The organism is Petrotoga sp. SL27 (assembly GCF_002924605.1).
Taxonomy (GTDB): Bacteria; Thermotogota; Thermotogae; order Petrotogales; family Petrotogaceae; genus Petrotoga; species Petrotoga sibirica.
This window is the reverse complement of record NZ_JAIP01000016.1, coordinates 65,905-79,718: the sequence shown is the minus strand read 5'-3', so window position 1 is coordinate 79,718 and position 13,814 is coordinate 65,905. Positions and strand designations below refer to the sequence as shown.

Annotated in this window: 16 protein-coding genes; 1 reads left to right on the top strand and 15 read right to left on the bottom strand. The window is 32.9% G+C overall.

Translation table 11 applies throughout. The annotated features are described in order from the left end of the window. From AD60_RS06995 to AD60_RS06950, 10 genes are all read right to left on the bottom strand, one after another. Window positions 1-992: flagellar biosynthesis protein FlhA (locus tag AD60_RS06995; RefSeq protein WP_146048836.1), on the bottom strand; the 992-nt coding region annotated here is incomplete at its 3' end. Window positions 993-1,010: 18 nt separating this feature from the next. Next, window positions 1,011-2,144: a flagellar biosynthesis protein FlhB gene (gene flhB, locus AD60_RS06990; RefSeq protein WP_233186844.1), complete on the bottom strand. Its 1,134-nt coding sequence runs from the start codon at window positions 2,142-2,144 to the stop codon at window positions 1,011-1,013. Further along, complete coding sequence (fliR, locus tag AD60_RS06985) at window positions 2,066-2,839, bottom strand: flagellar biosynthetic protein FliR (RefSeq protein ID WP_103927527.1); 774 nt, start codon at window positions 2,837-2,839, stop codon at window positions 2,066-2,068. The genes flhB and fliR overlap by 79 nt, the downstream gene beginning before the upstream one ends. Beyond that, window positions 2,840-3,106, bottom strand: a complete 267-nt coding sequence (gene fliQ / locus AD60_RS06980) for a flagellar biosynthesis protein FliQ (protein ID WP_103877070.1) — start codon at window positions 3,104-3,106, stop codon at window positions 2,840-2,842. Between the two features lie 4 nt (window positions 3,107-3,110). Then, on the bottom strand, window positions 3,111-3,878 hold the full coding sequence (gene fliP, locus AD60_RS06975) for a flagellar type III secretion system pore protein FliP (RefSeq protein ID WP_370445636.1): 768 nt from the start codon (window positions 3,876-3,878) through the stop codon (window positions 3,111-3,113). Next, window positions 3,874-4,248, bottom strand: coding sequence for a hypothetical protein (locus AD60_RS06970; RefSeq protein ID WP_103927525.1), 375 nt, complete (start codon window positions 4,246-4,248; stop codon window positions 3,874-3,876). Before AD60_RS06970 ends, fliP begins: the two co-directional genes overlap by 5 nt. 5 nt (window positions 4,249-4,253) lie before the next feature. Further along, the gene (cheY, locus tag AD60_RS06965) at window positions 4,254-4,613 is read right to left on the bottom strand and encodes a chemotaxis protein CheY (protein WP_103877067.1); all 360 of its coding nucleotides are present in this window, start codon (window positions 4,611-4,613) and stop codon (window positions 4,254-4,256) included. A gap of 28 nt (window positions 4,614-4,641) precedes the next feature. Continuing rightward, window positions 4,642-5,070 carry a chemotaxis protein CheW gene (locus tag AD60_RS06960; RefSeq protein ID WP_233186842.1) on the bottom strand — a complete coding sequence of 143 codons (429 nt, stop codon included), beginning with the start codon at window positions 5,068-5,070 and terminating at the stop codon, window positions 4,642-4,644. Window positions 5,071-5,188: 118 nt separating this feature from the next. Further along, window positions 5,189-7,210: a chemotaxis protein CheA gene (locus tag AD60_RS06955; protein ID WP_103927523.1), complete on the bottom strand. Its 2,022-nt coding sequence runs from the start codon at window positions 7,208-7,210 to the stop codon at window positions 5,189-5,191. A 39-nt stretch (window positions 7,211-7,249) separates the two neighbouring features. After that, window positions 7,250-8,461, bottom strand: a complete 1,212-nt coding sequence (locus AD60_RS06950; RefSeq protein ID WP_158248403.1) for a CinA family nicotinamide mononucleotide deamidase-related protein — start codon at window positions 8,459-8,461, stop codon at window positions 7,250-7,252. Between the two features lie 445 nt (window positions 8,462-8,906). Here AD60_RS06950 and nth point away from each other — a divergent pair, with 445 nt between their 5' ends. Then, window positions 8,907-9,539: an endonuclease III gene (nth, locus tag AD60_RS06945; RefSeq protein WP_103927521.1), complete on the top strand. Its 633-nt coding sequence runs from the start codon at window positions 8,907-8,909 to the stop codon at window positions 9,537-9,539. Between the two features lie 34 nt (window positions 9,540-9,573). On the opposite strand, the gene AD60_RS06940 is transcribed toward nth, so the two are convergent. From AD60_RS06940 to metK, 5 genes are all read right to left on the bottom strand, one after another. Then, a complete protein-coding gene (locus AD60_RS06940; protein WP_103927520.1) occupies window positions 9,574-10,023 on the bottom strand; it encodes a hypothetical protein in 450 nt (149 codons plus the stop codon). 53 nt (window positions 10,024-10,076) lie between these two features. Next, complete coding sequence (locus AD60_RS06935; RefSeq protein WP_103927519.1) at window positions 10,077-11,081, bottom strand: NAD(P)H-dependent glycerol-3-phosphate dehydrogenase; 1,005 nt, start codon at window positions 11,079-11,081, stop codon at window positions 10,077-10,079. Further along, window positions 11,081-12,025 (bottom strand): tRNA (guanosine(46)-N7)-methyltransferase TrmB, encoded by a 945-nt coding sequence (gene trmB / locus AD60_RS06930; RefSeq protein WP_103927518.1) that lies wholly within the window; start codon window positions 12,023-12,025, stop codon window positions 11,081-11,083. Before trmB ends, AD60_RS06935 begins: the two co-directional genes overlap by 1 nt. Window positions 12,026-12,066: 41 nt before the next feature. Then, complete coding sequence (gene rpsT, locus AD60_RS06925) at window positions 12,067-12,369, bottom strand: 30S ribosomal protein S20 (RefSeq protein WP_103066720.1); 303 nt, start codon at window positions 12,367-12,369, stop codon at window positions 12,067-12,069. 223 nt (window positions 12,370-12,592) lie between these two features. Next, a complete protein-coding gene (gene metK, locus AD60_RS06920) occupies window positions 12,593-13,792 on the bottom strand; it encodes a methionine adenosyltransferase (protein ID WP_134080036.1) in 1,200 nt (399 codons plus the stop codon). Window positions 13,793-13,814 lie beyond the last annotated feature (22 nt).

Sequence of the window (13,814 nt, the reverse complement as noted above, 5' to 3'; positions counted from 1 at the left end):
CCCCCCCCGCTTGACCCAGGAGTTTCGTACGCTAGCTGACCTTCACTCACTCTGCTCACGTAAGCTACAAAAAGTAAACTTCCTCCTAAAATCAACGAAGGGAAAATTGGAATTGGTGTCAACATACCTAAAAATATTATTATTCCACCAGCTATATTCAAAACCCTTGAGTCAGAAGTAAGTTGTCTTATTAAATCAACACCAAAATTATCTTTTGAAGCGGCTCTTGATACTATCATACCTGCAGAGGTTGAAATCAACAACGCAGGAATTTGAGCAACTAGCCCATCACCAACGGTAAGTAGGGTGAATACTTCTGCCGCCTCTGCAATCGTTAGTCCCTGCTGTAACATCCCAATTATTAAACCCCCAACTAAATTGATAAGGGTTATTATTAAACCAGCGATCGCATCCCCTCTTACAAATTTACTAGCTCCATCCATAGCTCCATAAAAGTCAGCTTCTCTTCGTATGTCTTCTCTTCTTTGCCTAGCTTCTTCTTCGTTAATCAACCCAGAAGACATGTCAGCGTCTATACTCATCTGTTTGCCAGGCATGGCATCCAAAGTGAACCTTGCGGCAACTTCAGATATTCTTTCTGTTCCTTTAGTTATTACAAGAAATTGTATTATAACAAGGATCAAAAAGAGGATGATTCCCACAATATAATTTCCACCAACAACAAAGTCACCGAAGGTCCTTATTACTTTTCCTTCGAAATTTTTACCGTTTAGCAGTATTAAACGAGTAGACGAAACGTTCAAGGCCAACCTAAAAATGGTCATAACCAATAACAAAGATGGAAAAATAGAGATATCCAAAGCCCTTTTCAAATATAAGGTAGCCAATAAGATTACAATAGAAACGATTATGTTCAATAGTTGCAAAAAGTCTAGCAAAAAGGTAGGAATAGGTATAACCATCAACACAACTATTCCCACGATGAGTATGGAAATTACTATATCTAACCCTTTTATTCTATTAAAATTCATCGCTAACCCTCCAGTGAATTAATAACTGAGTTTGTAGACGTAAGCTAGTACTTCTGCAACTAAGGTATATAGATCTTCTGGAATTTCTTCGTTTAAGTCAACTTTCTCATAAATTTCCCTTGCCAAACCAGGTCTTTCTAAGATTGGAATTCCATGTTTAAAAGCAATATCTCTTATCTTAAAGGCTACTTCATCTTTCCCTTTTGCTACAACTATCGGAGCCTGCATTTCTTCAGGTTTGTATTCTATCGCAACGGCATAATGAGTAGGATTGGTGATAACAACGTCCGCTTCGGGAACTTTTTGCATCATCCTACTTCTTGCTAAATTTCTCATCAATTCTCTTTGTCTTTGTTTAATTTCAGGGTTCCCTTCAATTTCTTTTCGTTCTTGTTTGACCTCATACTTACTCATTTTTAGCTCTTTTTTATATTCATACCTCTGATACCAAAAATCAAACAAACTGAGTAGAAGCAGAACTATTCCTAATTGAAAAAGTATATTAATAACTAAATCAAAAATCACATTAAAGGAGAAAGAAGTTTCTTCCTCTGCCAACGAAAGTATCTTATACCAATTAGATTTTATTATATTATAGGTTAACAATCCTAATATACTTAATTTTAAAAGAGCTTTTATAAGTTCCACTACTGATCTTAGAGAAAATAACCTTTTAAATCCTTTAATGGGATTTATTTTGCTCAAATCCAATTTTAAAGATTTAAAAGTAAACAAAAATTTGGTTTGAATCATTCCCAAAAGGGTAGAAACTACAACGGCAACACCAAAAAACAGTACCAATTTAATGTATAAGTTCATATGTGCGCTAATCTCATATCCAAGCAAATCTGTTGGTGAAAAATCTAAATCTAAAGATAAATAATCGTAAAATACCTTAAAAATATCGTTAAGTAAAGGCTCAAATATTACCCACAAGAAAAGGGAAATTGATAAAAAACCAACAGCCATGTTAAATTCGTTCGATTTAGGAATGTTACCTTCTTCTCGAGCTTTTTCTAACCGTCTAGGCGTGGGATCTTCTGTTTTATCTGGATCAGCAAAGAGTTGAAGGTTTATTGAAATAGAAGAATCATTGAGTTTTTTATCCATTTTATCAGTTGAAAGAATAGAGATGTAAATTGATCTTCCCAAATCAAAATCACTCCTAAAAAAAGTAAAAATCCTACCAGTATTTGTAGTGGAATACCCACCATAAAAACATTAACCTGAGGAATCAATCTAGATACTATCCCCAAAGCAACCTTTAAAAGTATCATAAATGCAATAAATGGCATAGAAAGTTGAAGTCCTATAGTAAATACATCAAATAATTTTTGAGAAAAAATCATAAATCCATCAGGAGTTAGAGTAAAAACAACGGGAATCTTGTTGAAAGAATCTATAATTATTGAGTATAAAATTAATGGCCCTTTAAAGATAAAAAAAAGCAACATACTCAACAAAAATGAAAGTTCCGAAATTAAAGAGATCTCATCGCTAGTTACAGGATCGAAAACATTCGCCATTGCAAATCCCATTTGTATACCTATCGTTTCCCCAGCAAATTGAAAAGCATAAAACAAAATATTGGCGATTAATCCTACACTACTTCCAAAAACAAAATTCATTAACAAATAGAATATTATCACTATAGGTGGTGAATTTATGGGAAAAGTGCCGTTAACCTCAAAAAGCACCAAATAAGAAATAAATAACGTTATGAAGACTTTTCCCTGAACAGGAACGAAAGCAGTACTAAAAAAAGGGATAAAAAAAGTAATTCCAGCCATCCTGGCAAAGATAAAAAAATAAATCCATAATTGGTATGTTAAGTTTTCTAATACCACCTAAATCATTCCCAAATAATATGTGAATAACTCAAATGAAAAATCTGATAAGTTTTGCATTATCCAAGAGAACATCAAAACCAAAGCAAGAAAGGTTATTATAATTTTAGGTGCAAATGTCAACGTTTGTTCGTGAAGCTGTGTAACGGCTTGGAATACACTGATAATCAACCCCACGGCTACACTTATTATTAGAATTGGAGAGACCACTTTCAGAAAAAGAAGTATACCGTTTTCAAAAACCTCTATTAGTACCTCTTCACTCATGAGATCATCCTCCCACAAAACTCCTTACTAATCCACCAATCAAGAGGTCCCATCCATTTACCATTACAAAAATCATTATTTTAAAAGGTAAAGAAATCAGAATTGGAGGTATCATGATCATCCCCATTGATAATAGAATACTTGCTACCACCATATCTACTATGATAAATGGCAAATAGAGTAATATACTCATTTTGAAGGCGATTTCCAACTCGCTTATTGCAAATGCTGGTACAAGAATTTGAAAAGGAGTTTCTTCGATATTATCTATCTCTATATTTATTGAAGATGAAAGCATATAGATATTGTCTTCGTTTTTATGGGCTACAATCTCTGAAATCATAAAACCTTTGAATTGTTGCCAACTAATTTGTATAGCTTCTTGATAGTTAATCTCATTTTGATTGTAAGGAATAATTGCCTCTTGATACACCCCATTAAAAACAGGAAACATTATCATTATCGTTAAAAAAAGTGCCAAAGCCAACATTACTTGATTTGGAGGGGCTTGCCTAGTGCCCATGGCTTGCCTCAAAAAGCTTAACACTACAACTATTCTTGTAAATGAAGTAAATAACATTAGAAACCCTGGGGCTAATGACAAAACGGTTACGATTAAAAGTATTGTCAACGTCGGCGTTAAAGTATTAACTTCTTCATTTGGGTTTATTTGTATATCTATTCCTGGGAGTTGAATAGTATTTTGAGGAAAAATTAAACTAAGAGTCAGAATAAAAAGAATAAGGGTTATAATCGTTTTTATTTTTCTAATTTTTCCTCTTCCTTTCCCTTGAAATTTTATCTTTTTTCAATATGTTTGAAAAGGTTTCAAGAAATTTGGGATGTTCATTCATGATTTCCTGAACCTCTTCTTCTTCTAACTTTCTTATTATCTCACTGGAACTGGAAGTAGCCAAAATAATGTAATATTCTTTAAAAATTTTCAATACTCCAACGTATAAATTCCTATCAAGATAATATTTTTTTATCATCTTCACTTCTTTACTTTTTGGCCCCTGTTTTAATGTCTTAACCAGTATATAATAAAATACCCCAAGAAGTATGATGAGTAAAATTATGGCTAAGTACCAAAACGACACATTAACCAAATTATTGGTTGGAGTTGCATAGTTAGTAGGCATTTAAACTACTCCAATTTTTGTAAAGCTTCTATAACCCTATTAGCCTGGAATGGTTTTACAATGAAATCCTTAGCTCCAGCCTGAATGGATTCTATAACCATAGCTTGTTGTCCCATTGCGCTGCAAACTATTATCTTAGCGTTAGGGTCTATTTTCTTAATCTCTTTTATAGCCTGAATACCATCTTTTATGGGCATAGTTATATCCATAGTAACAAAATCTGGTTTTAATTCTTGATACTTCTCGACAGCTTCTTGACCATTGCTAGCTTCTCCGACTATTTCATAATTTCCTTTCGTTAATATGTCTTTTAACATCATTCTCATAAATGCAGCATCATCAACTATTAAGACAGTTTTAGCCATTAAAACACCTCCGAAGACTTTAAAATTTTTACTTTTCTAACTCGGCCTCTAAGATACTTTCTAAATCAAGATATACTATCAATCTGTTTCCTATCTTTACAACGCCTTTAACTTTATCTGAATAAACTGACTCATTTGATTGGAATTTTTCCAACTTTTCAGGATCGATAGAAAGAACGTTTTCAACTTCATCTACATACATTCCTATTTCCTCTTCGTTTATTTTTAAAACAAGGATATTTTGATAAATGTGGTCTTCTGGAACTTCAATTCCTAAAATCTTAGTTAATTCTATAACGGGAACTATTCTTCCTCTTAAATTTATTAAACCAACTACGAAGTATTTTGAATTTGGAACGGGTGTTACATCAGTCTTATCTACAACACTTTCTATATTCTCTATTGGCAAAGCATATTCTTGATCCACAATTTTGAAAGAAAGCACGTCTTCCATCATATATTTCCCCCTCTTTTACAACTATTTATAATACCTTTCTAACTTCTGAAATTTGTTTAAGAACTCTTTAGCCTTACTACACACCTTCATTTAATTACTTTAGTAATTAAATTATTTATTATATTAAAGAAGCCACATCTAATATAAGAGCTATCCTACCGTCTCCTAAAATTGCACCTCCACTAAATTCTTTAACATCACTCAGCAAAGACCCCAAGGATTTGATAACTATATCATCTTGACCTAATAATTTATCAACAACAACCCCATATTTTTTGTTTCCCAATTTCACAATAATAATATATTCGTTTGAAGAACCTTTTTTCTTTTCATAACCAAACAGCTTCCTTAACCGTACTACAGGCATTACTTCCCCTCTCAAAAGGAAAACTTCTTGACCCTGGACAACTTTTAACTCACCATCACTCATTCTTTGAGTTGTATCAATGTTAGCGATAGGTATCGCATAGACATGATCATTTACAGTTATTAAAAGAGCTTCGATAATTGCCAAGGTAAGAGGTAAACTAATACTTATCTTTGTGCCTTTTTCCTTTTTTGTTTCCAAAGAAATAGTACCTTTTAAACTCTCTATAGTACTTTTAACTACATCCATTCCAACCCCTCTACCTGACAATTCAGTAGCAGCGGTTTTAGTAGAAAAACCTGGTAAAAAGACAAAATTGTATATCTCATCATCGCTTAATTTTGATGCTTCTGATGAGCTGATCAATCCTTTATTTATAACTGTACGGAGTATTTCATTTTTATCGAACCCTTTTCCATCATCTTCGACTTCTATGATAACTCCGTTCCCTTCATGCCTAGCTGATAACTTCAACGTTCCTGTTTCAGGTTTACCTTTGGCCAAACGCTCGTGAGGACCTTCTATACCATGATCTATGGAGTTCCTTAATAAATGAACTAAAGGCTCACCTATCTCATCAACAACGGTTCTATCTAATTCCGTTTCTTCCCCTTGAATAACAAAGTTCACTTTTTTCCCTAATTCTTTTGCAAGATCCCGTACAAGCCTTGGAAATCGATTGAAGACAAACGCAACAGGAACCATTCTAATTTTCATAACAACATTTTGAAGATCTAAGGTTATCCTTGAAAGTTGGGTTAAGCTTTCATCAACTTCTTTTACATCGTACTTACTTAAAGTTTCAATAATTCTACTTCGAGCTATAACGAGTTCTGCCATTAAATTCATCAAATTATCCAATTTATTTATATCTACTCTTATACTTCTTGAAAGCTTAACTTCTTTTTTGTTGTTCTCTAAACCTTCTTTTTTTAAGTCTTCTTCCTTATCATTATTCTTCTCTTTTGAACCAAATAGGTTGTTTGTTGAAAATTCATCAACATAAACCGATTCCACTTCGGCAATTTTATTGACGAGTTCTGCTATCTCCCCAATACTTTTAGAGGTAACAACCCCAAAAATCAACTCTTTATCAAAATTTTCTTTTTCTATCTCTTCGACACTAGGATAGGTATAAACTATCTCACAACCGTTTTCTTCTAATTTGTGATGTATAGCGTAAGCTCTTGCTTGTTTTAACTGAACACCATCCTCTAAAATAACCTTCAAAATTAAAAAGTTAAGATTTCTTTCTTTTGCTTTTTTAAAAACATTCTCCAAAAGTTCCTTAGTTTTGTTGTCCATTTTAGAATAAATGTCGTTACTCTGGTTGACTGGATTTTCTTCTTTTTCAGCTGTTTTATCTTTAGGAGGTTTAGACGAACCAGCTAATTCTCCAAACGAGTCAATTTTATCTAACAGTTTTTCCAGTTTTTCTATGCTGCCCTTCCCTCCTTGCGCGATATCTGAAATACTCTCTTCCAAAGCGTCCGAAGTTTTAAACAAAAAATCCATTAGATCATCGGTTAAATCAATGTTTTTATTTCTTAAAGAATCTAACACATTTTCCAATTTGTGTAAAAATTTAGCCAACGTATCAAACTCCATTGTCCCTGCCATACCTTTTAAGGTGTGAATAACTCTAAAAATATTGTTTATTATTTCTAGATTACTTTTATCTTTTTCAAGTTCAAGTAGAAGGTCATTAAGTTCTTGAATATTTTCTTTGGATTCCTCTAAAAAAACATTTAAATATACATCATAATTCGCCACTTTTATCCCCTCCTATTTTAAACCGTTATATACACTTTACTATGGATTTTGATTTCGAACCAAATTAAAAATATTCCAAAAAGCAAAATAGGTTGCTCTTTTTCGAATTTCATTCCTGTCTCCTGAAAAAACTTCTTTTAGGGCAACAAAATTTTCATTAGTGAGAAAACCAAACCATATAGTCCCCACAGGTTTTTGTTCACTTCCTGAACTCGGCCCTGCAATACCACTAACAGCTACACAGATATCACTTTGCATAATTTTCTTCAAACCATATGCCATTTCTTTGACAGTTTCTTCGCTAACAGCTCCAAACTTCTCTATCGTTTCTTTTTTAACATCCAATAATTTTACTTTTGAATCATTAGAATACGTTACCACCGAACCTTTGAATACATTAGAAGCACCTGGAATGGATACCAATGTATCCGAAAGCATACCTCCGGTACATGACTCAGCAAAAGAAAGTGTTTTTGAAGCTTCCGTTAATGCGTTGAATAAAGAAATTTCTAAACTTTTGAAACCAATAAAATACTTACTAAGTTGAGATAGTATCTTTTCCAATATAGGCTCGAAATCGTCATTTTTTTGCATCCTAATCCTTAAACTCGGACCAACGTATTCTTCAATTTTAGTAGAGTAATCACAATTTTTTAAGATAACAGAAACTTCTTGCATTAACTCAGCTTCTGTTAAACCATAAAAATAAAGTGAATATTCTATGTTGTCATTTTTCACATCACTTTTTAATTCATTATATATATATGAATCAAAGATTGATTTCATTTCATTATACGGTCCTGGCAATAAATAAATGGTTTTACCATTAACCTGAACTTTCTGACCAGGCGCACTCCCTAAAGGATTTTGTAATATCTCGGCATTTTTTAAAACATAGCTTTGTTTTTTTAATATGCTTAGGTATTTTCCAGTTTTGTTATAATAATACTGTTTTATTTTCTCAAATAAATCTTCATTTAATACGATATCTATGTTACAAAATTCAGAAACAGCTTGAACTGTTAAATCATCTTGTGTTGGTCCTAACCCGCCTGTAATAAATATTGTATCACACATTTCCAATGCTTCTCGAATGGATAATTTTATCAAAGGTAAATCATCTTTTACATTCGTTATTTTTAAAGTATCGTATCCAATATATTTGAGCTTTTCAGCAAGGTATTTTGAGTTTTTGTCTAATATAATACCTTCTGTTAGTTCGTTACCTGTTGCAATTATACAAGATTTCAAAGGTGTCACTCCTATAGTTTATATTATTTAAACAATTCATTATATTTTACCACAATTTTTTTCATATTTTCACCCTTTATTCATTTTAATATTTTGGTGCTATAATTAAGCGTTAAGGGGTAAACCCCTTAAGATCCCCGAACGCATTTGCTTCGCAAATGAGAATGAGGATATTACTTCTAAAGCATTATTAAAAAGCTTTTTGCGTAAAACGGCAAAAGCAAAGCAAATGAGATTAGGAAAGTTATTCAAAAGCATTAAGAAAAAGACCATTTTGCACAGATCAGCAAAAAGTTTTTTCTCAAGGCTGCAAAAGGGTAAACCCCATAAACACCAAAAACAAAAACATTAAGTATTAAATTCTGTGTTTGGGAAATCACAAAAGAGGGTGAGCCCTTAAACTTATTAAAAAGTTTCCAAAAACTTTAGGATATGAGGAGAAAATATGAAGAGAAATATTAAAAATCAAGCAGAAAAGATCATACATATGTTTCCACGCATTAATTCTGAAACCAATCCTTATAAGGTTCTAATTGAAACGGTGCTTTCCCAAAGAACAAAGGATGAAAATACTGAAAAAGCTTTTAAATCACTTTTTTCTCGCTACAAAAATGTTTTTGAGATTTCTAAATTGAAACCTCAGGATCTATATGATCTGATCAAACCTGCAGGTATGTACAAACAAAAATCCGAAAGAATTATTAATATTTCTAAAATTTTAATTGAAAAATATAACGGAAAAGTACCTGATGAATTAGAAGAGTTGATTAAGCTTCCAGGGGTGGGGAGAAAAACAGCCAATATAGTTCTGTATGTTTCTTTTGGTAAAGAAGCACTTGCGGTTGATACACACGTTCATAGAATTTCCAATAGACTCGGATGGGTAACAACAAAAACACCTGAAGAAACTGAAGTCCAATTGAGAAAAATTATACCATCTGAATTATGGGGGCCTTTGAATGGTTCAATGGTGAATTTTGGTCAGAAGATTTGTAAGTCAATTTCTCCAAAGTGCATGGAATGTTTTTTTAATGAAGTCTGCCTTTCAAAACGGGTGTATAAAAACAAAAGCCGGTAAGTTGATACCGGCCTTTGTTTTACAAAATCTAACTTTAAGGGATGATTATATTTCCACTATTTTTGTCTTTTTCTTTTTGATTCTTTCCAATGCCCGTTCTTTCTAATTGGTTCAACAGTTCTGGGGGTGCAATACTAATGTTACCTGCCGCTTCTTCTTGCTCAAGTAACTGTTTCATTTTTTCCTGGTAATCTGCCATTCTTTTCTTTAGACTATCTAAGTCATTATCAATCCATTGTATTATTCCTTTTGAGATTTCTTCTATTCTTTCATCGCTTAAATCCATCTTATCTTCACTTAGTTCATTTAAAGCATTTAATTCTTCCTTTACAGATTCTTTCACCTTGTCCTCATCCACCAAGTCGTTTTTCTTGATTAACCTTAAAGCCACATTTGTTCTAAATTTTAAATCTTCTATAGAAATTTCTAAACTTTCCAAACGTACCATCAATGCTTGTAAAAGCTGGTCTAAAGAAACTTGCATTCGAATGCCTCCTTAAAATTTGACTTTCTTGTTTAATTATATCACACTGTCTTTCAATTAAAAAATTCTGATTTCAAATCCCTTGTCATTAATTCATAAATAGCTGTTTTTGGTTCTAAACCTTCATATAGTACTTGATAAATTTTGGCAGCGATAGGCATTTCAATTTCTTTTTCTTTTGCGTCGTTATACACAGCTTTAGCCGTGTAGACCCCTTCTGCAACCATAACCATCTGTTCCAAAATTGTTTTCAAACTCATACCTTTTGAAAGCATTTCTCCAACGTACCTATTTCTGCTATGTGAGCTAGTACATGTTACAACAAGATCTCCAATCCCCGCCAATCCCATGAACGTTTCTTTATTTCCTCCATAATATGTTCCATACCTAATAATTTCAACCAATGAACGTGTGATTAAAGCCGCTTTTGTGTTATCCCATTTTCCAAATCCATCTATTATACCTGCACCTATTGCATATATGTTTTTTATTGCACCACTGATTTCTACTCCTATTAAATCATTGTTGGTATATACTCTAAAAGTTTCATTGCTAAAAATTTCCTGTATATATTTGTTGACCTTATTGTCTCTACCTGCAACTACAACTGACGTAGGTACATCTTTTGCTACTTCTTCTGAATGACTGGGACCACTTAGTGTACAATAGTTATACCCTGACAGATATTCCTCAAAAATTCTACTGGGTATTTTTTGCTTCTTAATTTCCATTCCTTTTGATAGGTTGACAAAAACAACATCTTTGTTCGTAAGAGAGTCTTTGTGAATTTTGCTCAATACCTCTGATATATGTTGAACAGGGATAGCTATAATTACAATTTGTGCATTTTTTAAACTTTCATTTATATCCCATTCAACATTTATCTCTTTGGCAGGGAGTTTTAGGGTAGATAAATATCGAGGATTTTTTCCTTTTTTTATTTCTCGTAAAAGCTTTTTGTCTCTATCCCAAATTGTTACTTTTTGATGGTTACCAACCAAATGTTTCGCTATAGCGGTTCCCCAACTACCTGCTCCCAAAATCGTTATATGAGCCATTAATTTTCTAGCTCCTTGGCAATTATATTTACCGCCTCTTTGACTGAAGGGGTTCGATAAGCTTTTGCTATATCGTCTAATTTTACTAACCAACCTTCTTTTATTTTGATGACATCAACAAAGTAACTTTGAATATACCTATCGTCTTCGGAAAAAACCTTCACTAAATATTCTGAACCATCTAATTTAGCATATATATCTTTTATAACTAAAGTTTTGTTTTTAGAGGATTTTTTAAATCCAACCAAAGATTGTAATTTATCAAAATTCATTTTCTGGATTTTTTGATGAGGCAAATTAATTTCCCCTTCTAACAATCTTTTTATCTCTTTTTTGCATCTTTTTTGTGCGATTAATAAATACTTTTTCCTTCCTTCATTTTCCCACTTTTTTTCGTATCTCGTTTTGAATGGTAATTGTTGAATTTCGGATATATTTTTTACTTCAAAACATCCGTTGCTTAAAAATTTTTCTTTAACCTCAGAAGCATATGTCCAAACGTCGGTTGTTAAAATCACTTCACCATCTACTTCTAATACCGACGATAATGTATCTAAAAATTTTTCGTCAAAAAGACGGTTTTTTGCATGCTTGCTTTTTGGCCATGGGCATGGGAAGTTAACTATTACTTTACTAATCGAGTTATCAGAAAAAAATTCTCGGACGGCAAATTTTGCATCTTCCAAGATTATTTGTATGTTATTTAAATTATTTAGAAAAATCTTCTTTTTTATTTTGTGACAAGAAGTTAGAGATGTCTCTATGCCAACATAATTATAATTATTATTCTCTTTAGCTAAATTTACTAAAAATTCCCCACCACCAAATCCAATTTCAACTATTGACTTATTGCTGTTTCCAAAAATTTTATTCCATTCGATAGGATAACTTTTTACGTCCTTTGTATTTATTTGATACATTTGTAAATAAGAATAAGAATTCAAAACTTTATTACCTCCAAAAAAGGGGGTTATAATCCTATCAATTACTCATTTACCGAGGAACTCTCTGGTGCCATTTCGCCCAAATATTTTTTTATCTTTAGATGTAGTTTGGATTTTTTCCTTGCAGCATAATTTTTATGCACGGCGCCATGTGATTTTGCGGTGTCAATAATTTTAAAAGACTTACTTAATAGCTGCATCAATTCTTCCCTTTCAGCATTTTCTTGAATCTTCTTGTCTATTTCCTTAGAAATTTCCTTGATTCTCTTTTGATATCCACGATTTTTTTGCCTTCTTTTTTCTGATTGTCTAACCCTTTTTTCTGCTGATTTTTTATTTGGCAATTTTTAAAATACCTCCTCAACTTTTGTTTTTTTATTGTTTTTAGAAATTCTAAAGCTTTGTATTAGCGCTCATTCATTTTCCCTAGCCCGCCGAGAGGGAGAGGAAGGGCTTCACCCCACTCCGTCCGCACCCGTAAGGACTAAAGGTCTGTGTGTCCTTTTACCCCGCAACCGTCTTCAGGATAAAAAAGTTAGTATTTCTCTACTTCGCTTTTCAACTGAATTACAATCCTAATGCTGCTTTCAATTCCTTAACTTTATCCAATCTTTCCCATGGAAATTCTACATCTTTTCTTCCAAAATGCCCATAAGCAGCAGTTTTTTTGTAAATAGGTTGTAATAGATCTAAGTTGTTAATTATTGCCGCAGGCCTAAAATCAAATATCTCTTTGACTACTTTATAAATTTTTTCTTCTTCGACCTTCGCGGTACCTTTCGTGTCAATATTTATTGAAACAGGTTCTGCAACGCCAATTGCGTAAGAAAGTTGAATTAAAACTTCATCTGCAGCACCACTTGCTACTAAATTTTTAGCTACATATCTTGCCATATAAGTAGCGGATCTATCAACTTTGGTGGGATCCTTTCCTGAAAAAGCTCCCCCACCATGTGGAGCCCAACCGCCATATGTATCAACAATTATCTTCCTTCCAGTGAGCCCTGTATCTGCTTGAGGTCCGCCAATCACAAATCTTCCTGTAGGATTGATAAGAATTTTTGTGTTTTTTGTAAAGAGATTTTCAGGTATGACTGGAATTATTACATGCTCTTTTATTGCTTCTTCTAACTCCTGCCTTTTTATATCAGGTGAATGTTGAGTGGAGATAAGTATAGTCTCTATACCCACAGGTTTATTATTTTCGTCGTATTCTACTGTTACTTGAGTTTTACCGTCTGGCCTCAAAAAATCCAATGTATCGGATTTTCGAACATCTGCCAATCTTTTTGCAAGTCTGTGAGCTAAAAGAATAGGTAACGGCATATAAGCATCCGTTTCATTTGTGGCATATCCAAACATAATGCCCTGATCGCCGGCCCCTATTTTTTCAAAAGGATCTTCTTCTTCTTGTTTTGATTTAACTTCTAACGACCTGTCAACACCTAAAGCTATATCAGCTGATTGTTCTTCAATAGAAGTAATTACTGCACATGTTTCACCATCAAACCCAAATTTAGCTCTGTTATAACCTATATCTAGAATAGTATTCCTGACAAGTGTTGGGACATCTATATATGCTGAGGTTCTAACTTCACCTGTTACTATCACTAACCCTCTTGTTACTAAAGTTTCCACAGCACATCGAGCATTTATCTTATTTTCTTCGGGTTCTTTTTCCAGGATAGCATCAAGTATAGTATCAGAAATTTGATCACAGATTTTGTCAGGATGACCTTCCGTTACACTTTCACTGGTAAAGAGCATTTTTTTCACATTGTAGCCTCCT